This is a genomic window from Pseudomonas sp. Irchel s3b2 (genome assembly GCF_900187445.1).
Taxonomy (GTDB): Bacteria; Pseudomonadota; Gammaproteobacteria; order Pseudomonadales; family Pseudomonadaceae; genus Aquipseudomonas.
This window is the reverse complement of the sequence record NZ_FYEB01000005.1, coordinates 357560-379121: the sequence shown is the minus strand read 5'-3', so window position 1 is coordinate 379121 and position 21562 is coordinate 357560. Positions and strand designations below refer to the sequence as shown.

16 protein-coding genes are annotated in these 21562 nt (G+C 60.2%); 9 read left to right on the top strand and 7 right to left on the bottom strand.

The annotated features are described in order from the left end of the window. Positions 1–104 precede the first annotated feature (104 nt). Positions 105–557 carry an N-acetyltransferase gene (locus tag CKW20_RS15125; protein ID WP_095053623.1) on the top strand — a complete coding sequence of 151 codons (453 nt, stop codon included), beginning with the start codon at positions 105–107 and terminating at the stop codon, positions 555–557. A 315-nt stretch (positions 558–872) separates the two neighbouring features. Here the strand turns inward: CKW20_RS15125 and CKW20_RS15120 are convergent, their stop codons facing one another. Continuing rightward, positions 873–1907 carry an AraC family transcriptional regulator gene (locus tag CKW20_RS15120; protein ID WP_095053622.1) on the bottom strand — a complete coding sequence of 345 codons (1035 nt, stop codon included), beginning with the start codon at positions 1905–1907 and terminating at the stop codon, positions 873–875. 356 nt (positions 1908–2263) lie between these two features. Between CKW20_RS15120 and CKW20_RS15115 the strand changes: the two genes are divergently transcribed. From CKW20_RS15115 to CKW20_RS15085, 7 genes are all read left to right on the top strand, one after another. Next, positions 2264–2830: an alpha/beta hydrolase gene (locus tag CKW20_RS15115; protein ID WP_095053621.1), complete on the top strand. Its 567-nt coding sequence runs from the start codon at positions 2264–2266 to the stop codon at positions 2828–2830. 128 nt (positions 2831–2958) lie between these two features. Further along, positions 2959–4971, top strand: coding sequence for a DUF1302 domain-containing protein (locus tag CKW20_RS15110; protein WP_095053620.1), 2013 nt, complete (start codon positions 2959–2961; stop codon positions 4969–4971). Positions 4972–5012: 41 nt separating this feature from the next. Then, the gene (locus CKW20_RS15105; protein ID WP_095053619.1) at positions 5013–6371 is read left to right on the top strand and encodes a DUF1329 domain-containing protein; all 1359 of its coding nucleotides are present in this window, start codon (positions 5013–5015) and stop codon (positions 6369–6371) included. A gap of 150 nt (positions 6372–6521) precedes the next feature. Further along, positions 6522–7595, top strand: a complete 1074-nt coding sequence (locus CKW20_RS15100) for a YCF48-related protein (protein ID WP_095053618.1) — start codon at positions 6522–6524, stop codon at positions 7593–7595. Between the two features lie 31 nt (positions 7596–7626). Further along, positions 7627–10146 carry an RND family transporter gene (locus tag CKW20_RS15095; protein WP_095053617.1) on the top strand — a complete coding sequence of 840 codons (2520 nt, stop codon included), beginning with the start codon at positions 7627–7629 and terminating at the stop codon, positions 10144–10146. A 7-nt stretch (positions 10147–10153) separates the two neighbouring features. Continuing rightward, positions 10154–11932: an acyl-CoA dehydrogenase C-terminal domain-containing protein gene (locus CKW20_RS15090; protein ID WP_095053616.1), complete on the top strand. Its 1779-nt coding sequence runs from the start codon at positions 10154–10156 to the stop codon at positions 11930–11932. A 25-nt stretch (positions 11933–11957) separates the two neighbouring features. Continuing rightward, positions 11958–13601, top strand: a complete 1644-nt coding sequence (locus tag CKW20_RS15085; protein ID WP_095053615.1) for a fatty acid--CoA ligase — start codon at positions 11958–11960, stop codon at positions 13599–13601. A gap of 139 nt (positions 13602–13740) precedes the next feature. On the opposite strand, the gene CKW20_RS15080 is transcribed toward CKW20_RS15085, so the two are convergent. Both CKW20_RS15080 and CKW20_RS15075 read right to left on the bottom strand, forming a co-directional pair. Next, on the bottom strand, positions 13741–14196 hold the full coding sequence (locus tag CKW20_RS15080; RefSeq protein WP_095053614.1) for a MarR family winged helix-turn-helix transcriptional regulator: 456 nt from the start codon (positions 14194–14196) through the stop codon (positions 13741–13743). Between the two features lie 190 nt (positions 14197–14386). After that, complete coding sequence (locus CKW20_RS15075) at positions 14387–14839, bottom strand: Ohr family peroxiredoxin (RefSeq protein WP_095053613.1); 453 nt, start codon at positions 14837–14839, stop codon at positions 14387–14389. Positions 14840–15091: 252 nt separating this feature from the next. Here CKW20_RS15075 and CKW20_RS15070 point away from each other — a divergent pair, with 252 nt between their 5' ends. Next, positions 15092–16099 (top strand): Ldh family oxidoreductase, encoded by a 1008-nt coding sequence (locus tag CKW20_RS15070; RefSeq protein ID WP_095053612.1) that lies wholly within the window; start codon positions 15092–15094, stop codon positions 16097–16099. Between the two features lie 120 nt (positions 16100–16219). Here the strand turns inward: CKW20_RS15070 and CKW20_RS15065 are convergent, their stop codons facing one another. The 4 genes from CKW20_RS15065 to CKW20_RS15050 all read right to left on the bottom strand — a co-directional run bounded on the left by CKW20_RS15065 (position 16220) and on the right by CKW20_RS15050 (position 21477). Beyond that, entirely contained in the window at positions 16220–17800 is a 1581-nt protein-coding gene (locus tag CKW20_RS15065; RefSeq protein ID WP_095053611.1) for an aldehyde dehydrogenase (NADP(+)), read from the bottom strand. Between the two features lie 149 nt (positions 17801–17949). Further along, positions 17950–19344, bottom strand: coding sequence for a fosfomycin efflux MFS transporter AbaF (gene abaF, locus CKW20_RS15060; protein WP_095053610.1), 1395 nt, complete (start codon positions 19342–19344; stop codon positions 17950–17952). 71 nt (positions 19345–19415) lie between these two features. Next, on the bottom strand, positions 19416–20333 hold the full coding sequence (locus CKW20_RS15055) for a dihydrodipicolinate synthase family protein (RefSeq protein WP_030132201.1): 918 nt from the start codon (positions 20331–20333) through the stop codon (positions 19416–19418). Between the two features lie 115 nt (positions 20334–20448). Beyond that, entirely contained in the window at positions 20449–21477 is a 1029-nt protein-coding gene (locus CKW20_RS15050) for a proline racemase family protein (RefSeq protein WP_095053609.1), read from the bottom strand. Positions 21478–21562 lie beyond the last annotated feature (85 nt).

The window sequence follows — 21562 nt, the reverse complement described above, 5'->3', positions numbered from 1 at the left end:
CCCCGAGAACGATGGCGCGCAGGATATGAATACCAACCAATCTAGTGGTTGAGGCAGGTATTATTGGGCGACATAAGACGATCACGAACAGGGAAGTAAATTTCATGGCCGTAAAAATTAGCCGCGCTGACAACCACTGTGTAGAAAAACTCGCCCCCCTTTTTGATTCGTATCGAGGGTTCTACGGGCAACCCTCCAACCTTCTAGAGTCACGTGATTTTCTTGCCCAGCGACTAAGCCACAATGAGTCGACGATTTTTTATGCTCACGACGAACTTGGCGAAACGCTAGGGTTTGTGCAGTTGTACCCTACTTTTTCGTCAGTGTCCGCGCGACGAACCTGGCTTCTCAACGACCTCTACGCAACCGATGTTGCGAGAGGGCGAGGGGTCGGTACAGCTTTATTGGATGCCGCCAGGGAATTCGTGATTTCAACGGGAGCCAAAGGAATTTTATTGGAGACCGGTAGGGATAATGAAGGCGCTCAGCGACTTTATGAGGCTCAAGGCTATGTTCGAGATACTGGCTACTACACCTACTACCTCGATTTGGCATAGAGCGTCATAGTTTGCGGTTGGTGTCTGATGGCCAGTTAGCCCAACACCTTGCCAGTTAGACCTGCGCCCACTTATGCGGAAGCAACTCCTGGCTGGACGCTTACACTCGGTGTTACGTCCCGAAGGCTACAAGACCATCCAAGGCAGCGAAGACATCGTCTCCGCTGCCCAAACCCAATACTCCAGTTTTCGCAATTCACTTGCACCAGACGTAAAAAACTCAAACCCTATTTACCTCGCGCCAGAGCCCAAGCTTTTCACGCTCGGCATCACTTTTTGCCCATGCCAGTGACAGATTATCGCCGGTCGGCTGGCTCAAGACTCTTTGGAACCAGAGTGAGATTTAGAAGTGGCTTGCTTTTGTGCGCGCCATGCGGCGGGCGGCATGCCGAACTGGGTGATGAACCAGCGTGTGAAGGAACTCGCCATGGAGTAGCCGAGCATGTCAGCGATCCGGCCCAACGAGTAATTGGGGTTTTCCAGATAGCGCAGCACCAGGTCACGACGCACGTCATTGATCAAGTCATTGAAGGCGCAGCCGTCGTCTTTCAGGCGACGTTGCAGGGTGCGCACGTTCATGCCCTGGGTCTGAGCGATCTGCTCAATGGTGGCGCGCCCCATCGGCAGCAGCAGGTAGATGGCTTTGCGCACCTCGAACAGCATCGATGGGCCCTCATGGCTCAGCAGCGAGTCGAGGTAACTCTGCGCATAGCGCGCCATGGCCGGGTCGGCATTGGGGTTGGTCACGTCGAGGCTGGCGTCGGAGCAGACAATGCCGTTGAACTCGCTGCCGAATTCCAGCTTGCAACCAAACAGGCGGCGATGCAGTTGCAGGTTGTCGGGAGGCTGGTGCGTGAAGTTGACGCTGTAAGGGTGCCAGTGGGTGCCGAGCAGGGCAGCGCACAGGCGGAACATCACCCCGATGGCCAGTTCGGTGGCTTGTCGGCTGGGCATCGGCGATTCGGTGACCACCTCTTCGCGAATGATCACCATCTTACCGGCCTCTTCAATGAAGATGGCCAGCGAATCGTTCATCAGATGCCGGTAATGCACCACGACCTGCAAGGCATCTCGCAGCGTTCGCTGATGGCTGAGCAGCAAGCTGACCACACCGAAGTCCGAGAGCTGGCGTGACTCGGCCATGCTCAGGCCGAAACTCTGGCAGCCGCTGGCGGCAGCCGAATCTTCCAGCAGGCGCACGGCGGCATCGATGGGGATGCGATGTTCAGGGGCTTGCAACTGGGCTTTGCTCAGGCCGACAGCCGCCAGTAAATCGCGCGGGTTGAACCCCAGGTACTGGGTGACCTCCAGGTAGTTGGTCAAGACGGCGGCGCGAACAAGCTTGGGCATGCGAGGGTCTTTCCTGGGCCGGTTGCGATTCAAATGAGCGTGGCGACTATATCCAGCACTTCAGCAATTGAACAGTTGTGACGTTGCCGAGGACGCTCGGCCAATCCTGTTCCGAATCACGATCATTCTCATGGGGCAATCGACGCTCATCCATTGATTACAGTGACCTGCAGAGAAGCTGCGGGGTTTTTCGACCAATGGTCGCGGCATGCCCGACACCTGGAAATCTGTCATGAAAAGAAAAGTGCCTGACGTCCAATGAAAAGCGCCTGGGGTGGGCGCTCTTTAATGTCAGTCCTACAAAAAGCCCCTGGCGATAGAGCCAGTCGAGTCATCGAGAAAGCGAAGGTGTTGAAGTGGACAAACTGCAAACTGCCGCAACCGTTCTGATCGTACCCGGCCTGCGCGAGCACGTTGCCGAACATTGGCAAACGTTGCTTGAAGCCAGGCTGTGCAAGGTGCGCAGTGTGCCGCCGCTGGAAACCGACAAGCTCGACTGCGCCAAGCGGGTCGAAGCGATCCAGCACGCGCTGGAGCAGATCGACGGGCCGGTGATTCTGGTTGCCCACAGTGCCGGCGTGTTGATGGTCGCGCACTGGGCCGCGCAGCACAGTCGGCGGATCAAGGGCGCGCTGCTGGCCACCCCTCCAGATCTCGATGCTCAGTGGCCGCAAGGCTACCCATCCGCTGAAACCCTGCGCACCCAGGGTTGGAATCCTCTACCAAAAGGGCCACTGCCGTTCCGCAGTCTGGTGGCCGCCAGTACCAACGACCACCTCGCCAGCCTGGACGCCGTCACTCGCCTGGCCGAAGGCTGGGGCAGCGAACTGCTCAACATGGGCGAGGTGGGTCATCTCAATCCAGTTGCAGGTTTTGGCCACTGGCCGCAAGCCGAAGCATTGATCCTGGAACTGGATCGCTAATTCAGGCGCCGGTTGGCCGCATCCATCCGGCATTTGCCCTCACTCCTGAAAAACGCAAACCCCTGGAACAAGAGGGTGCGCGAGGGCGGCTGCGCTTAAAACAAATACAAAAAGGCGGAGACAACGCAATGCACAACAATAAGAGTCACGGGTTCGCACCCTCGCGTTACACCTTGTTGGCCTCGGCCATTCTGGTCGCCGCCGTGCCGGTTGCCCATGCGGTCGAATTCGACACAGGTAACCCGGACTGGACCGTGCGCCTGGATAACACCGTGAAGTACAACTACGGCGTACGCACCGAAAGCGCTGACAAGCGCATGTTGGCGACACCGAACAACAACGATGGCGACTACAACTTCCGCAAGGCCGGAACCAACATCACCAACCGCGTTGACCTGTTGACCGAGATGGATGTGGTTTACCAGAACCACATGGGCTTTCGCGTCAGTGCCGCCAGTTGGTACGACAAGGCCTACGAGAACACAGGTTCCAACTCCAACCCGTTCGTCAACGGCAATGACGCAAGGTCGGGTCTGGTCGCCAACGATCCGCGCCTGGCCGGGGTCACCGGTGACAATGTCGGCAACGGCAGCCCGCATCTGAGCAACTACGCCCAGCGTTACTACACCGGTCCATCCGGCGAAATTCTCGATGCCTTCGTGTTCTACAGCACCGAAGTGGGCGAGGAGTCGCTGTTGAGCGTCAAGGCCGGTCAGCACAACGTGTTCTGGGGTGAAACCCTCCTCAACCCGGTGCACTCGGTCAGCTACGGCCAGTCCGGCCTCGACCTGGCCAAACTGGCCGCCTCGCCGGGAACTGAAGCCAAGGAGCTGTTTGTTCCGCGTAACCAGTTGTCGATGTCGTTCACGGTCAATCCCGAGTTGACCGTGGGCGCTCAGTATTTCCTCGATTGGGATGCCGCCCGCCTGCCTGAAGCCGGTACTTACTATGGCGGTTCCGATCTGGTCGGCCTCGGTGCGCAGTCGTTCCTGCTGGGCAACACCAATGGCGTGGTGCCGGGCAGTCCACTGGGTTGTGGTCTGGCGCCGTGCAACGGGCTGACCAATGTGCGTCGCGGTCACGACCTGACGCCGGACAAGCGCGGCGACTGGGGCGTGATGGCCAAGTGGTCGCCGGCCTGGCTGGATGGCACCCTCGGCGTTTACTACCGCGAAACCTCGGAGATCCTGCCGCAAGCCTGGTTGAATGCCACCGGCCTGACCTCGGCCAATCCCAATGGCACCCCGCCTGCCGGCATGGTGCCCGCTGTGGTCAACACCCTCAACTCGCTGAGCACCAGCACCTATCAGCTGGCCTATGCCGACAACATCAAGATCGTCGGCCTGAGTTTGTCCAAGGATGTGGGCGGTATCAGCGTCGGTTCGGACCTGAACATTCGTCACAACATGCCGCTGGCCAGTATTCCCGCGGTTGTCAGCTCGACAGGGCCGCGGAGTTTGGGCGCAGGCCTTGGGCTGTTGCCGGCCCGCACGGCGGCCACCGGTGTGATCTATGACACCCCGCAAAAGGGCGACAGCATGAGTGCCACCGGTGACACGTTGCACTGGACGCTCAACGGCCTGATGACCTTCCCGAAAACACCGGTGTTCGATTCGGCCAGCCTGCTCGCCGAGTTGTACTACAGCAACTTGCTCAAGCTCGATAGCAAGAACGAAGCGCTCTACAAGGGCAAGGACACTTATCGCGGTATCGACCAGCCGACCCGCGACAACTGGGGTGTCGCGGTCAACTTCACACCGACCTGGTACCAGGTGTTCCCGGGGGTCGATCTCAACGCACCGATGTCCATCAACGTTGGCCTCGACGGCGTGTCACCGGTGTCCGGTGGCGGTGCCAAAAACACCGGTAACTATGCCGTGGGCGTGGGTGCCGTTGTGTACAACAAATACTTCGTCGACCTGAAGTACGTGGACTCCTTCGGCGAGACCGACAAGTGCGATACCAGCGGTTTGAGCACCGGCGCCGCCAATGCCGGCAGCGGCGATGGCTCCACACCCAATGCCTTTAGCGGCAATGAAAACTACGCGTGTTACGGCGGCGGCTACTCGGCCTTCTCCGGTGGTGGTGCCACGACTGAGGACCGTGGCGCCGTTTACCTGACGATGAAAACCACTTTTTGATGCACCACTGATTTGCTCAATGCAAGCAGGAGAATAACAAGATGAAATTCACAAAAACCGTGTTGGCCGCTTCGCTGGCCATGATCCTTGCCGCCCAGGCACAGGCCGCTGTTTCAACCCAGGACGCCGCCAAGTTGGGCAGCAGTCTGACCCTGGTCGGAGCTGAAAAGGCCGGAAATGCCGATGGTTCGATTCCAGCCTATTCGGGTGGCCTGACCACGCCACCGGCCACGTTCAAGGCCGGTGACAGCATGCGCCCGGACCCCTTTGCCGACGAGAAACCAGTGCTGGTGATCGACGGCAAGAACGTCGATCAACACAAGGGTCTGCTGACGGCGACCACTGCCGAGCTGGCCAAGCGCTTCCCAAGTTTTCACATCAATGTCTACCCGACCCACCGCACCGTCACACTGCCCAAGGCCGTGCTGGACAACGGCGTGAAAAATGCCACCGGCGCCAAGTCCCTCGAAGGTGGCCTGGCCATCGACAACGTACTGCCGGGCGTGCCGTTCCCGATTCCACAATCGGGTAATGAGGCGATGTGGAACTTCCTGCTGCGCTATCAGGGGGTCAACATCAACTCCAAGTATGACTCCTGGAACGTCGACTCCGCCGGCATTGCGAGTCTGGCGATCACTGGGCAGGCGTTCATTTCCTATCCGATCTACGAGAACCTGACGCAGCCGATCAGCAGCGCCGACGTGTATTACCAGATGAAGTTGTCCTATACCGGCCCTGCACGCCGGGCCGGTGAAGCGGTGATGCTCAAGGACGCCGCCAACCCGTTACAACAGCCTCGTCGCGCCTGGCAATACTTGCCTGGCCAGCGTCGGGTCAAGCTGGCACCGAACCTGGCTTACGACACGCCTAACCCTGGCACCGCCGGTGCCGGCACCTACGATGATGTTTTCGTGTTCAACGGTGCCCTGGACCGTTACGACTGGAAGCTGGTGGGCAAGCAGGAAATGATCGTGCCCTACAACACCTACAAGCTGACTTACGCCCAGGATCCCAAGGCGCTGACCATGCCCAATCACCTGGCACCGGATTACGTACGTTGGGAAAAACACCGGGTCTGGGTGGTAGAGGGCAACCTCAAGTCCGGCGCCCGACACATCTATCAGAAGCGCCGCTTCTACCTTGATGAAGACAGCTGGACCGCTCTGGCCTCTGACCAATACGACGCTCGTGGTCAGCTGTACCGTGGCTCCTTCGCGTTCCTCAGCCAGAGCTATGACAAGCAGATCCCGGACTCCACGCCGTTCATGATCTACGACCTGGTGGGTGGTTCCTACAACATCAATGGCGTGGTCGGGCCTTATGGCGGCATCAAGTACATCGATCCGCTTTCCAAGGCGCAGTGGTCGCCGGAGTCCCTGGCAGGTGCCGGGATTCGCTAAGCAAACCGTGACAAAGCGTTCGTTCGGTCCGCTGCCTGCAAGGCAGGGGACCGCACGACGGTCGGCGTATGCCGATCGTTTCGGACGTCTGGTTGGAATGTCAGGCACACGGACGTGTGTCCCGGCGCGGTTATCCGAAGAGGACGCGGTATGTGTTCGTATAAAAATTACCTGCAACTGGCGCTCGGCGCTCTGCTTGCAATGTTGCAGGGCCTGAGCCAGGCATCCGGTTATGTCGACGTGCTGGATCTGCCGGCCAGGGTCAGTGCCTTGGCCGCCAACAGCCCATTATCCGGCATGGCCCGCGCCGGCGACCGTGTGGTCGCCGTCGGGCAGCGAGGCCACATTCTGTTTTCCGATGACGTCGGCAAACACTGGCAACAGGCAGCGGTGCCGGTCAGTGCCGACCTCAATGCCGTGAGTTTTCCTTCCGCCACCCAAGGCTGGGCGGTGGGCGGCGACGGCGTGGTGTTGCACAGCAGTGATGCGGGTGCGACCTGGCATAAGCAACTGGACGGCCGCGATATCGGTGCCTTGCTGGTCAAGCATTACGGCGCGTTGGCCAGTGCAGAACCGGGTAACGAACAATGGCCACTGCTGGTCGCCGAAGGTGAACGCCTGGTGGCGCAGGGCGCCGACAAACCCTTGCTCGATGTCTGGTTCGCCAACGACCGCCTCGGTTATGTGGTCGGGGTGTTCAACCTGATCCTGCGCACCGAGGACGGCGGCCAGAGCTGGACACCATTCCAGGACCGCACCGACAACCCGCAGGGCTTTCACCTCAACGCCATCGCCTCCACCGGCGATGCGCTGTACATCGCCGGCGAGCAGGGCTTGTTGCTCAAATGGGATGACGCCCAACAGCGCTTTGCCGCCGTGCAGACACCCTATCAGGGCAGTTTTTTCGGGGTGCTCGGCAAACCCGGCGAAGCGCTCGTCTACGGCTTGCGCGGCAATGTGCTGCGCAGCACCGACGGCGGATTCAGCTGGACCCCGCTGGACAGTGGTCTGCGCGTCAGCATCACCGCTGGCCTCGTCGATGGCCGTGGCAACTACCGCTTGTTCACCCAGGGCGGGCAGATGCTGGTCAGCCAGGGTGCAGGCGCGCAATTGCATTTGGTTCAGCAGCCAGCACCGACACCGGTGACCGGCGCCACTCAGTCCGCCGACGGTGCGCTGGTGGTGGTTGGTAGCCGTGGTGCACGGATGCTGTCCGTTGAATAAGCCCTCGAACCCTTAGAGCGAGAACCCAGACATGGGCCATACCAAACAAGAAACCATGCCGGTGATCCGCGATCTGCGGGACTTCGACCGCCATTCCGGCAACCTGCTGGAGCGACTGGTATTCAACTACCGTCCGCTGTTCATGCTGCTGATGGCGCTGGCCACCGTGGTGTTGGGCTACATGGCCGCGACTCGCCTGGAGCTGCGTCCAAGCTTCGAAAAGATGATTCCGCAGAGCCAGCCGTACATCCAGAACTTCCTGGAAAACCGCCAGTCGCTGCGCGGTTTGGGTAACTCGGTACGGGTGGTGGTGGAGAACACCCAGGGCGATATCTTCGACCCCGCTTACCTGGACGTGCTCAAACAGGTCAACGACAAATTGTTCCTCACCGAAGGCGTTGACCGCGCCTGGATGAAGTCGTTGTGGAGCCCGGCAGTGCGCTGGACCGAAGTCACCGAGCAAGGTTTTCAGGGTGGCCCGGTGATGCCCGATACCTACCAGGGCAAGCCTGAAGAAATAGAACAGCTGCGCCAGAACATTTCCCGCGCCGGTATCGTTGGCAGTCTGGTGGCCAGCGACTACAAATCGACCATGCTGATCGTGCCGCTGCTGGACAAGGCCACGGCCAGCGGTCAGCGCATCGACTACCACGGGTTTTCGCAAATGCTCGAAGAGCAGTTGCGCGACCAGATCGAGTTCGCCGGTGACAGCGCTGCGCGCAAGGCCGGGGAGGAGGGCAAGGGCCAGTACAAAGTCCGGGTGATCGGCTTCGCCAAACTGATGGGCGACCTGATCGACGGGCTGATTCAGGTGATGATGTTCTTCGGCCTGGCCGTCGTCACTTCGCTGATCATCATTTATGCCTACACCCGTTGCGTGCGCAGCACCTTGCTGGTGGTCGGCTGCTCGCTGATTGCGGTGGTTTGGCAACTCGGAATTGTCGCCTGGCTCGGCTATGCCATCGACCCGTATTCGGTGCTGGTGCCGTTCCTGATCTTCGCCATCGGTGTGTCCCACGCGGCGCAGAAGATGAACGGCATCATGCAAGACATCGCCCGTGGCACCCACAAACTGATCGCCGCACGCTACACCTTCCGCCGCCTGTTCATTGCCGGCGTCACCGCGTTGCTGGCCGACGCCGTCGGGTTCGCGGTACTGATGCTGATCGACATTCCAGTGATTCGCGACTTGGCGATCACCGCCAGTATTGGTGTGGCGGTGCTGATTTTTACCTCGCTGTTGCTGATGCCGGTGGCGCTGTCTTATGTCGGTGTCGGTGCCAAGGCGGCCGAGCGTGCGCTGAAAATCGACACACGTGCAGAAGGGCACAAGGGCTTCGGCAAACTGTGGGACTTGCTCGACCGCTTCACCACGGCCAAATGGGCCACGGGGGCGGTATTGGTCGCGGCACTTATGGGCATCGGCGGCTTCATGGTCAGCCTGAACCTGAAGATCGGCGACCTGGAAAGCGGTGCGCCGGAGTTGCGTGCCGATTCTCGCTATAACCGTGACAACGCCTACATCACCAGCCATTACGCGCTGTCTAGCGACCTGTTCGCGGTGATGATCAAGACCGCGCCGGAAGGCTGCTTGAACTATAAGACGCTGGTCCTCGCCGACCGTCTGGCCTGGGAGCTGCAGCAGTATCCGGGCGTACAAGCCACGGCTTCGTTGGTCAATGCGGTGCGCCAAATCACCGCCGGTACTTATGAAGGCAACCCCAAGCTCAACAGCATCCAGCGCAATCAGGACGTGCTGAACTACGCCGCGCAGCAAGCCTCGGTCAACTCCCCGGAGTTGTTCAACACCGACTGTTCGCTGATGCCGGTGATCACCTTCCTCAAGGATCACAAGGCCGAGACCCTGGACGCCGTGGTGGGCATCGCCGAAAAGTTCGCCCGGGAGAACAACAGCGAAGATCGCCAGTTTCTGCTGGCGGCCGGGTCGGCCGGGATTGAAGCGGCGACCAACATTGTGGTGCGCGAGGCCAACCGCACCATGCTGCTGTACGTGTACGCGGCGGTGACGCTGTTCTGCCTGATCACCTTCCGCAGTTGGCGCGCGACCCTGGTCGCCTTGTTGCCACTGGTGCTGACCTCGATCCTTTGCGAGGCGTTGATGGTGGCCATGGGCATCGGCGTCAAGGTCGCGACCCTGCCGGTGATCGCATTGGGCGTGGGCATCGGCGTGGACTACGCCTTGTACCTGCTCAGCGTGCAACTGCACTTCCAGCGTCAGGGTTTGCCGTTGTCCCAGGCCTACCGCAACGCCGTGTCGTTCACCGGCCGGGTGGTCGGGCTGGTGGGCATCACCCTCGCGGCGGGCGTGGTGTGCTGGGTCTGGTCACCCATCAAGTTCCAGGCCGACATGGGCATCCTGCTGACCTTCATGTTCCTGTGGAACATGCTCGGCGCGCTGATCCTGATCCCGGCCCTGTCGTACTTCCTGCTGCGCGAGCGGGCCCCTGAGCCCGGTGCCGTTGCGGTAGCCGAAAACACTGAATCCACTGAACGTCCTGGCATGTCGCATGCCCTGACCACTTCCGAGTAAGCCAACAATGTCTGATTACAAAGCTCCTTTGCGCGACATGCGCTTCGTACTCAACGAGGTCTTCGAGGTGTCCCGGCTATGGGCCCAATTGCCTGGCCTGGCCGAGGTGATTGATGAAGAAACGGCCGCCGCCATTCTTGAAGAGGCCGGCAAGATCAGCGCGGAGGTGGTCGCGCCGCTGAACCGCAGCAGCGACGAGCAGGGCTGCACCTGGAGCAAGGGCACGGTCACAGCGCCGGACGGTTTTGTTGCCGCCTACCAAGCCTTCGCCGAAGGCGGTTGGGTGGGTGTTGGCGGTGATCCGCAGTTCGGTGGCATGGGCATGCCCAAGGCCATTTCGGCTCAGGTCGAAGAGATGGTCAACTCGGCCAGTCTGTCCTTCGGCCTGTACCCGATGCTCACCGCCGGAGCGTGCCTGTCGATCAATGCGCACGCCAGTCAAGAGCTCAAGGAACGCTATCTGCCGAATATGTACGCCGGCACCTGGACCGGTTCAATGTGCCTGACCGAAGCCCATGCCGGCACTGACCTGGGCCTGATTCGCACCCGCGCCGAGCCCCAAGCCGACGGCAGCTACAAGATCAGCGGCAGCAAGATCTTCATCACCGGCGGCGAGCACGACCTGACCGAAAACATTATCCATCTGGTACTGGCGCGGTTACCGGATGCACCGGCCGGTCCCAAGGGAATTTCGCTGTTTCTGGTGCCCAAGGTCCTGGTCAATGATGATGGCTCGCTGGGCGAACGCAACTCGCTGTCCTGCGGTTCCATCGAGCACAAGATGGGCATCAAGGCCTCCGCCACCTGTGTGATGAACTTTGACGAAGCGACTGGCTGGATCGTCGATGCGCCGAACAAGGGCCTGGCGGCAATGTTCACCATGATGAATTACGAGCGCCTTGGCGTGGGCATCCAGGGCCTGGCGTTGGGTGAGCGTTCGTATCAGAACGCAGTTGAATACGCCCGTGACCGTCTGCAAAGCCGTTCACCGACTGGCGCGCAGAACAAGGACAAAGCCGCCGACCCGATCATCGTGCACCCGGATGTACGACGCATGCTGTTGACCATGAAAGCCTTGAACGAGGGCGGCCGTGCGTTCTCCAGTTACGTGGCTCTGCAACTGGATACCGCCAAGTACAGCGATGACGTGGCAACCCGCACCCGCGCCCAGGACCTGGTGTCGCTGCTGACCCCGGTGGCCAAGGCGTTCCTCACCGACATGGGGCTGGAAACCACAGTGCATGGCCAGCAGATCTTCGGCGGCCACGGCTACATCCGCGAGTGGGGCCAGGAGCAACTGGTTCGCGATGTGCGCATCACGCAGATCTACGAAGGCACCAACGGTATCCAGTCGCTGGACCTGGCCGGGCGCAAAATCGTCGGCAGCGGCGGGGCGCTCTACCGTTTATTCGCTGCCGAAATCCGCCACTTCACCGCCAACGCCAGTGCCGACCTCGGCGAGTTCTGCAAACCGTTGGACGCCGCCGTGGACACCCTCGACGAACTGACCGCGTGGTTGCTGGATCGGGCCACCCACAATCCCAATGAAATCGGCGCTGCTTCGGTCGAGTACCTGCAGGTATTCGGCTACACCGCCTATGCCTACATGTGGGCACTGATGGCCAAAGCGGCCATGGGCAAACAGGCCGAGGATGACTTCTACACCAGCAAGCTGGGCACCGCGCGCTTCTACTTCGCCCGCCTGCTGCCGCGCATCCACTCGTTGAGCGCATCGGTCAAGGCCGGCAGCGAATCCCTCTACGAGCTGGAAGCAGCGCACTTCTGATCGAAAGGACAAGGAACCCCCAACCATGATGGCGACAAAAATAATTCCGCCCGCCGATGGCGCCTATGCCTATCCCTTGCTGATCAAGCAATTGTTGTTGTCCGGTGTGCGTTACGAGCCGGGCCGGGAAATCGTCTACGCCGACAAACTGCGCTACAGCTACCAGACCCTCAACCAGCGGATCCGCAGGCTGGCCAACGCCTTGACCGCTGCCGGCGTCAAGGCCGGGGATACCGTGGCCTTGCTCGACTGGGACAGCCACCGCTACCTGGAATGCTTCTTTGCCGTACCGATGATCGGCGCGGTGCTGCATACCGTGAACATTCGTCTTTCGCCGGATCAGGTGCTCTTCACCATGAACCACGCCGAGGACGACCTGGTGCTGGTGCATGATGATTTCCTGCCGCTGGTTGAACAGATTCAGGGCCGGCTTGAAACCGTCAAAGGTTACCTGCAGCTCACGGACGACACAGCAATCGATACGTCGTTACCGGTGCTGGGGGAGTATGAAAACATATTGTCCAAGGCCGCAGACCAATACAATTTTCCCGACTTCGATGAAAACTCGGTGGCAACCCTTTTCTACACCACGGGCACCACTGGCGACCCTAAAGGCGTGTATTTCACCCACCGCCAATTGGTCCTGCACACCTTGAATGCCGTGGGCACTTTGGGCGTCTATCAAGGCCTGCCGTTGCTGCGTTCCGATGATGTGTACATGCCCATCACCCCGATGTTTCACGTGCATGCCTGGGGTGTGCCTTATGTTGCCACCCTGATGGGGCTCAAGCAGGTGTACCCCGGCCGCTACGAACCCAACAGCCTGGTCAGGCTGTATCGTGAGGAGAAGGTCACTTTTTCCCATTGCGTGCCGACCATTCTGCAAATGATCCTGAACTGCGAAGAAGCGGCACAGACCCGTTTCGATGGCTGGAAAATGCTCTTGGGTGGCAGCGCACTGACGCTGGGAATTGCCAGCGAAGCGAGCGCCAAAGGTATTCAGGTGCACAGCGGTTACGGCATGTCGGAAACCTGCCCATTGCTGTGCCTGACGTACCTGCGTGATCAAGACCTCGAACAATCCACGCAAGCCCAGTTGCCCACTCGCATCAAGACGGGCACGCCGGTGCCGATGGTCGACCTGAAAATCATCGATGCCAGTGGCAATGACGTTGCCCATGACGGCGAGTCTCTGGGCGAGATCGTGGTGCGCGCACCCTGGCTGACCCAAGGTTATTTGAAGGAGCCCGAAAAGGGTGCCGAGCTGTGGCACAACGGCTGGATGCACACCGGCGATCTGGCCTCTATCGACGCGTTGGGAGGAGTGGAAATCAAAGATCGAATCAAGGATGTCATCAAGACCGGAGGAGAGTGGATCAGCTCCCTGGAACTGGAAAGCCTGATCAGCGAGCACGCGGCGGTGATGTCGGTCGCGGTCGTGGGCATTGCCGATGAGCAATGGGGCGAACGACCGATGGCGCTGGTGGTGTGCGAGCCTGGGCAGTATCTCGACCGCAAGATCCTGGAGGTGCATCTGCAAGGATTTGTCGAGCGTGGCCGCCTCAACAAATGGGCGATCCCCAAGCAGTTCAAGTTCGTCGCCGAGATTCCTAAAACCAGCGTCGGGAAGATAAATAAGAAGCTGATTCGGGAAAGCGAATTGGGGTGAAAAAGAAGATGGGGTACCAGGGGCGAGTGTTCGAATCACGCCGTCCCGATCCTATGATTCAATGACTAGCCCAGTCTGAAAAGGTTGGGCTTTTTCATACCCAAAAAAGACCCTGATCAAAAAAACGATCAGTAGTCACTCACTCCCCGGCTTTCGTCGATTTGATGAGATTGTTGCGCAGCTTCACGATCGCATTCTGCATCTGCGTGAACTCGTCCGGTGTCAGGCCAGTTGCGTCGGAGAGGCTCATTTCGGGACGGCCTTCGCGCAGCTGTCGACCACTCTTCGTCAGACTGATCCGCACCTGCCGCTCGTCCTCGGGATCACGCTGCCTCTGTAGATAGCCCATCGCTTCCAGCTTCTTCAGGATCGGTGTGAGCGTGTTCGATTCGAGAAACAGCTTCTCGCCCAGGCTGCCCACGGTTTGATGGTCTTCCTCCCATAGCGCAACGATGGTGATGAATTGCGTATAGGTGAGCCCCAACTGCTCGAGTATCGGCTTGTAGGCCTTGCCGAAGGCCAGGTTCGTGGAATAGACCGCAAAACACAGAAAGTCGGAGAGCTTGGCGGGAGCCATCTTGTCGGTGGGTTTCATGTGCTTCCTCATTGGCCAAAGTTGAAGGCTCGTAAAGGCAAAATATACCGCGTATGCGATTGTATCGGAACAGCTCTGACTGTCGACTGGGGTTCAGCCGGGCCTGGAGGAAATAGGCCTGGCTGGTTTCTTATTCGCATGCGCTTAAAGCGCATGCGACATATGTGGTGTATCAACGCGACTCGGTGCGTCAAGCCGTGAGGACGTTCAAGGCCACGTCGATGTTACCCCGCGTCGCTTTCGAGTACGGGCAGATTTGATCTGCGGTGTGCGCCAGCGTTGTTGCAATGTCGTGCGCCAGACCCGGCACGCGCAGCGTCAATCGAGCTTGGAGGAAGTACGCCGGCCCGGTCTGACCCAGATCGACTTCAATGTCGACTGACAAATCAGACGGCAGCACCACATTCATTTCATTGGCCACCAGCCCGACGGCGGCGGTGTAGCAGGCCGACCAGGCACCGGCGAACAGCTGCTCTGCGGTTGGGTGCGGTGCAATGGCTTTGAACTCGTGCGCCAGTTTCGCGTTCCCAGGCGACGAGAGCTGGATGTCGAGGCTGCCGTTATGGCCCCGCGAAGTATTGCCAGCGGCGCTAACGGTGGTGTGAGTTTTGCCGGTGGCCAGTACTTTTTCGATCTTGCTCATGGGGTGGATCCTCAACGTTTCAAAAGATGTGACTTATGTATCGTATACGTTTGTATCGTATGCGATGTAATAATAATTGCGCAGACACCCATCGATGTCAATTGATCACGTTGCGCCTGCCGACGAGTGGTGCGGCCACACAACGTCGACCGTTTCAACGATATGCCGAATTCGTCATCAACCTGACCTAAAGCGATCAAGCCGTGAGCCTTGGACTGGTCCAGTCTGGACGGTCTGTCCAAGGAGATGACCATGATCCGACTTACCTTGATCGAAGCCCGCGAGCTGGCCGAATCGATCCTGTTGCGCAACGGTTTTAATCTGGCCCACACGCAAGCGGTGGCGGCGACGGTGATCGCCGGCGAGCGCGATGGCTGTGCCTCCCACGGTTTGTACCGGATTCTGGGCTGCGTGAATTCCCTGCGGGCCGGCAAGGTGTCGGCCGATGCCGAACCGCAGGTGATCGACCAGGCGCCGTCGATCGTGCGGGTGGATGCCGGTGGTGGTTTCTCGCAATTGGCGTTTCAGGCGGGACTTGGGTTGCTGGCGGAGAAAACCCGGGCCAACGGGATTGCGGCGTTGGCGATCAATCGCTGTGTGCATTTCTCGGCGCTGTGGGTGGAGATCGAGCAGTTGACCGCGGCCGGGTTGGTGGCGCTGGCGTGTAATCCGAGTCATGCCTGGGTGGCACCCGCCGGGGGACGCGTGCCGGTGTTCGGCACCAATCCCATTGCCTTTGGCTGGCCGCGGGCGGGGCAGGATCCGTTTGTGTTCGACTTCGCCACCAGTGCGATTGCCCGTGGTGATATCGAGTTGCATCGGCGTGCCGGCAAGGCGATTCCCGAGGGGTGGGGTGTGGACGCTGAAGGCCGGCCGAGCACCGATGCCAATGTGGTGCTCGACGGCGGCGCGATGCTGACATTCGGTGGGCACAAAGGGTCGGCGCTGGCAGTGATGGTGGAGTTGATCGCCGGGCCTTTGATTGGTGATTTGACCAGTGCCGAATCGCTGGCCTATGACGCGGGCAGCAAGTCGTCGCCGTACCATGGCGAGTTGATCATCGCGCTGGATCCGCGACGTTTTCTGGGGGCGGCCACTGAGGAACATTTGGCTCGGGCCGAGGTGTTGTTTCAGGGCATTGAAGGGCAGGGCGCCCGCTTGCCGTCGCAACGGCGTTATGCGGCGCGGGCACGCAGTCTGGTGGAGGGGGTGCAGATTCCTGAGGCGTTATACAACGACCTGAAAGCACTGCTGACTTGAATGCGATAAAAATCCTGTAGGAGCGAGGCTTGCCCGCGAAGGCGTTGTGTCAGGCGACATCAATGCTGAATGTCAGGCCCCATTCGCGGGCAAGCCTCGCTCCTACAGGAGATCGTGTTGTTAAACCGGTTCGCGGTGGATGTTGCCATCAACCAGTCGCGCTATGCCCAGCGGGTTGGCGTTTTTCAGGGCGTCGGGCAACAAGGAGTCCGGGCAGTTTTGGTAGCATACCGGGCGCAGGAAGCGTTCGATGGCCAGGCTGCCGACCGAAGTGCCACGGGCGTCGGAGGTCGCCGGATAGGGTCCGCCATGCACCATGGCATCGCACACTTCGACGCCGGTGGGATAGCCGTTGAACAGCACCCGGCCGACCTTTTGTTCCAGCAGTATCAGCAGATCGGCGTGTTCCTTCAGGTCCTGTGCTTCGCCAATCAACGTGGCGGTGAGTTGACCGTGCAAACTGTTCAGTGCTTGTCGCAACTCGGCCTCATCGGCCACTTCGACGATGAGGGTGGTCGGGCCGAACACTTCTTCCTGCAACAGCGGATCACCCTTGAACAACAGACTGACATCGGCCTTGAACAGTTGCGGCCGCGCTTGATTACCGTGCTGATCGTGGCCTGCCAGGCGGATTATTCCTGGATGGTCGAGCAAGGCCTGCACGCCTTTTTCATAGCTGCCGAGGGTGCCGGCGTTGAGCATGGTTTGCGCCGGTTGTTCGGCCATCAAGGCACTGAGCCGCGCGATGAAAGTGCTGAACTGGGGTGAGCGCATACCGATCACCAATCCCGGATTGGTACAGAACTGACCGCAACCCTGGACCACCGACGCCACCAGTTCACCAGCGATTTTCTCGCCACGCACAAGCAGGGCTTCAGGCAGTATTAGCACCGGGTTGATGCTGCTCATTTCGGCGAACACCGGGATCGGTTGTGGCCGGGCGGCGGCCATGTCACAGAGGGCGCGACCGCCTTTTAGCGAGCCGGTGAAACCGACGGCCTGGATCGCCGGATGCTTGAGCAGCGCTTCACCGACACCCGCGCCGTAGATCATGTTGAACACACCTTTGGGCATGTCGGTTTGCTCGGCGGCGCGGATGATTGCATTGGCCACGCGTTCGGCGGTCGCCATGTGTCCGCTGTGGGCCTTGAATACCACCGGGCAACCGGCGGCCAGGGCAGCAGCGGTGTCACCGCCGGCAGTGGAAAAGGCCAGCGGGAAATTACTGGCGCCGAACACGGCCACCGGACCGACGCCGATCCGGTATTGGCGCAGGTCGACCCGTGGCAATGGCTGACGTTCGGGCAAGGCGCGGTCGATGCGCGCACCATAGAAATCGCCCCGGCGTAGAACCTGAGCGAACAGACGCATTTGGTTGCTGGTACGGCTGCGTTCGCCTTGAATGCGTCCGGTCGGCAGCGCGGTTTCGCGGGTGACCCGGTTGATGAATTCGTCATCCAGGGCATCCAGTTGCGCAGCAATGGCTTCAAGAAATTCTGCACGGCGAGTTGCCGGCAAGTTGCGAAAGGCCGGGTAAGCGGCAGCAGCGGCCTGAGCGGCGGCGTCCACTTCTTCAGCGGTGGCTTGCATGAAAGAGAAGGGCAGTGCTTCGCCGGTACTGGCGTCGTGGCTGTGCAGGGTGATGCTGCCAACGGCGCTGCGAGCACCGCCGATGTAGTTGTGGCCGATGATCTCGGGCATGGAAAACTCCTGTCAAAAAAAAGTGAGGTCCTTGTAGGAGCGAGGCTTGCCCGCGAAGGCGGTGTGTCAGTCGACATCGATGTTGAATGTGATGGCGCCTTCGCGGGCAAGTCGGATCGCCGCACCGCTCGCTCCTACAGGTATTGAGCTCAGGCCAATGAATCACCCCGGCGTGTGGCCGGCGCGGCGCTATCGAGGGCAGCAATACGCGCGGCAGATTCGGCATCCACCTGATGCAACGACTTGCCACGGGTTTCCCGGGTCAGGCCGACGGCCACGATGGAAATCAACGCGGCGCCAACCAGATACCAGGCGATGGGTGTCGAGCTGTGATATTTGTTGAGCAAGGTGATGGCGATTAGCGGAGCCAGGGAACCGGCGAAAATCGGCGCTACCTGGTAGCACAGTGAAAGTGCGGTGTAGCGCACATGGGTCGGGAACATTTCGGCCATCAGCGCCGAGTAGGGCGCATAGGTCATCGACTCGATGCCCAGGCCCAGAATGATCGCCGCCATGATCAGCCAGTTGTTGCCGGTGTCCATCATCGGGAAACCGATAAAGCCCCAGAACGCAGTGAGCACCGCGCCGGTCAGGTAGATCGGTTTGCGCCCGACGATATCCGACAGATAGCCCATCAACGGAATCAGGAAGAAGTGCACCAAGTGCGCGCCGAACATCAGCAGCAGAATTTCCGAGGTGTCCTTGTGCACCACCAGTTTCAGGTAGGTGATCGAAAAGGTGACCACGGTGTAATAGAGAATGTTCTCGGCAAAGCGTGCGCCGATCCCCACCAGCACAGCGCGCCAGTGATGACGCAGCACTTCGACCACGCCCAGCTGTTGCTGCTTGGTCTGCGCTTGACGGGCCTGGGCTTGTTTGAAGATCGGCGCGTCATCGACGCTGGTGCGAATCCAATAGCCGATCAGCACCACCACCGCCGAGAACCAGAACGCCACGCGCCAGCCCCAGGCGAGGAATTGTTCCTCCGGCAGGTTCGACGACAACAGCAACAGCGCGACCGTGGCCACCAGGTTGCCGGCCGGCACACCGGCTTGCGGCCAACTGGCCCAGAAGCCGCGACGGTTGTCGGGGCAGTGTTCGGACACCAGCAGAATCGCGCCGCCCCATTCGCCACCAAAGGCAAAGCCCTGGATCAGCCGCAACAACACCAATAGCACTGGCGCGGCATAGCCGATGCTGTCGAAGCCGGGCAGGCATCCCATCAGAAAAGTGGTGATGCCGACCACCACCAGGCTCAGTTGCAGCAGGCGTTTGCGGCCGAATTTGTCACCGTAGTGACCGAACACCAGACCGCCCAATGGACGAGCGAGAAAGCCGACCGCGTACAGGGCGAAGGCGGCGATGATGCCGTCGATGGGGCTGTCGGTCTGGCGGAAGAACAACTGGCCGAAGACCAGTGCCGAGGCGGTGCCGTAGAGAAAGAATTCATACCACTCGGCGACGGTGCCGGCCATGGCGGCGGCCACTACGCGTTTGAGTCCCGAGGGGGTGGTTGCGCTTTGCGTGTGTAGAGGATTGGACATGCTGGCGTTTCCTGTAGAGGCGCAAGAACAGGCAGCCGGGCCGGGTCCGCAAAGACCCGCCCGGCAATCACTCAGAGACCGACGTCTGGCAACTCCGGACGGTTAGCCAGGGCCTTGGCCATGATCTGCTCGACGAACACTCGATCGGCTTCCGGCAGTGCCAGGCGTGGCGGACGGGTCAGCGCGCTGCCGCGACCGGCGATGGCTTCACAGAGCTTGATGCATTGCACCAGGTCGGCACGGGCATCGAGGTGCAGGATCGGCATCAGCCATTCGTAGATCGGCATGGCTTCGGCGAAGCGACCGGCCTTGGCCAGGCGGAAGATGGTTTCGCCTTCTTTCGGGAACACGTTGGACATGCCCGAGACCCAGCCTTCGGCACCCACCGCGATGCTTTCCAGCACCACGTCGTCGAGACCTGCGAACAGCACGAAACGGTCGCCGACTTCATTGCGCACGTCGATGAAACGACGGGTATCGCCGGACGAATCCTTGAAGCACACCACGTTGTCGCAGTCAGCCAGGGAAATCAGGATGTCCGGGGTGACGTCGTTTTTGTAGATCGGCGGATTGTTGTAGACCATCAGCGGTACGTCGGCATTTTTCGCCACGTAGCGGTAGTGCTCGGCAGTCTCGAACGGCTTGGAGCCGTAGACCAGCGCCGGCATCAGCATCACGCCGTCGACGCCGACCCGGCGCACAGCATTGGCGACCTTGGCCGCTTGCACGCTGGTGAACTCGGCCACACCGCAGATCACTGGCACGCGGCCCCGGGAGGCGTCGACCGCGACTTCGGTCACGGCGATTTTTTCTTCGGCGGTCAATGAGGTGTTTTCCCCCACCGAACCGCACACCACCAGGCCTGATACGCCATCACGGATCACGTTGGAAATCACCTGATGGGTTTTTTCCAGGTTGATGGTGAAGTCATCGTTGAATTGAGTGGTCACCGCGGGGAAGACGCCACTCCAGTTAATACGCTTGCTCATTGTTGCCTCCGGTTCGTCAATTGTATTTCGTATACGATATTTTAAATGCCAATGACTCGGCTAGTGTTTTTTTCAATTAGTCAGGGGTTTTGGTAACCGTTGGTCTGGGCGAGTTTCAGGCACCCGGCCAGGTGTCTGACAGGCGATAGCCCTGTGGCCACGGATCGCTCGGGTCGAGCAGCAATTGGTGGGTGCCGGTGATCCAGGCCCGGCCGGAAATGCATGGGTAGATCGCCGGGCGTCCGGCCACTTCGGTCAGGGAATCGATGCGGCAGTGGAATTCGGAACCGATGATCGAACGCCCAATAAAGCGCTCGCCCACCTGCATCAGTCCCTTGGCCTGCAGCACCGCCATGCGTGCCGAGCAGCCAGTGCCGGTGGGCGAGCGGTCGATCTTGCCGGGTTGAATCACCACTGCATTGGCGCCAGTGGCGATGCCGTTCTCAACGACGATGGGCGCGGCAATCTGGCAGAAGGATATATGTGACCACTCGGGGTTCAGTGGATGGACGAAGCCCAATTGTTCATTGGCCGCGCGAGTGATTTTCAGCCCGACCGCCACCAGGTCGGCAGCCTCATCAGGACGAATGGAAAAGCCCAGCCCCTTGGCGTCGGCGATGACAAAACTGTCGCCGCCATACGCGGTGTCGACCTGCAACGAGCCGAGGCCTTCGACTTCGATCCAGGCGTCGAGGCGGTCAGCGAAGGAGGGCACGTTCTTGATTTCTACCCGCTCGACCTTGCCATCACGGCAGTCGGCCACGGCCTCGATCAGGCCGCCGGGCGCTTCGAGCACCAGTCGGGTTTGCGGTTCGGTCATCGGCAGAATGCCGCTGTCCAGCAGCACGGTGGCGACGCACAGCGAATTGGAGCCGGACATCGGTGGCGTGTCCGCCGGTTCCATGATGATCCAGGCCATCTGCGCCCTAGGGTCCTTGGCCGGCACCAGCAGATTGACGTGGCGGAACACGCCGCCGCGCGGCTCGTTGAGCACGAAGTCGCGCAGTGTCTGATCCTTGGCAATCCAGCGCGATTGCTCCCACACAGTGGCGCCCGGTGGTGGTGCGACACCCCCGACGATCACGTCACCGACTTCGCCTTCGGCATGACAGCTGACTACATGAATCACTTTCGATGAGCGCATTGCCTGCTCCTTGTTTTGTTTGTGCGGGCCCCTTCGCGGGCAAGCCTCGCTCCTACATTTATCTGTGGCGGTCACCGATTTTGCG

Coding starts and splice junctions, on each gene's coding strand:
- CKW20_RS15100 (WP_095053618.1), top strand. CDS start 6,522: ATGTGTTCGTATAAAAATTACCTGCAACTGGCGCTCGGCGCTCTGCTT.
- CKW20_RS15070 (WP_095053612.1), top strand. CDS start 15,092: ATGATCCGACTTACCTTGATCGAAGCCCGCGAGCTGGCCGAATCGATC.
- CKW20_RS15080 (WP_095053614.1), bottom strand. CDS start 14,196: ATGAAACCCACCGACAAGATGGCTCCCGCCAAGCTCTCCGACTTTCTG.
- CKW20_RS15110 (WP_095053620.1), top strand. CDS start 2,959: ATGCACAACAATAAGAGTCACGGGTTCGCACCCTCGCGTTACACCTTG.
- CKW20_RS15120 (WP_095053622.1), bottom strand. CDS start 1,907: ATGCCCAAGCTTGTTCGCGCCGCCGTCTTGACCAACTACCTGGAGGTC.
- abaF (WP_095053610.1), bottom strand. CDS start 19,344: ATGTCCAATCCTCTACACACGCAAAGCGCAACCACCCCCTCGGGACTC.
- CKW20_RS15075 (WP_095053613.1), bottom strand. CDS start 14,839: ATGAGCAAGATCGAAAAAGTACTGGCCACCGGCAAAACTCACACCACC.
- CKW20_RS15065 (WP_095053611.1), bottom strand. CDS start 17,800: ATGCCCGAGATCATCGGCCACAACTACATCGGCGGTGCTCGCAGCGCC.
- CKW20_RS15105 (WP_095053619.1), top strand. CDS start 5,013: ATGAAATTCACAAAAACCGTGTTGGCCGCTTCGCTGGCCATGATCCTT.
- CKW20_RS15085 (WP_095053615.1), top strand. CDS start 11,958: ATGATGGCGACAAAAATAATTCCGCCCGCCGATGGCGCCTATGCCTAT.
- CKW20_RS15125 (WP_095053623.1), top strand. CDS start 105: ATGGCCGTAAAAATTAGCCGCGCTGACAACCACTGTGTAGAAAAACTC.
- CKW20_RS15095 (WP_095053617.1), top strand. CDS start 7,627: ATGGGCCATACCAAACAAGAAACCATGCCGGTGATCCGCGATCTGCGG.
- CKW20_RS15090 (WP_095053616.1), top strand. CDS start 10,154: ATGTCTGATTACAAAGCTCCTTTGCGCGACATGCGCTTCGTACTCAAC.
- CKW20_RS15050 (WP_095053609.1), bottom strand. CDS start 21,477: ATGCGCTCATCGAAAGTGATTCATGTAGTCAGCTGTCATGCCGAAGGC.
- CKW20_RS15055 (WP_030132201.1), bottom strand. CDS start 20,333: ATGAGCAAGCGTATTAACTGGAGTGGCGTCTTCCCCGCGGTGACCACT.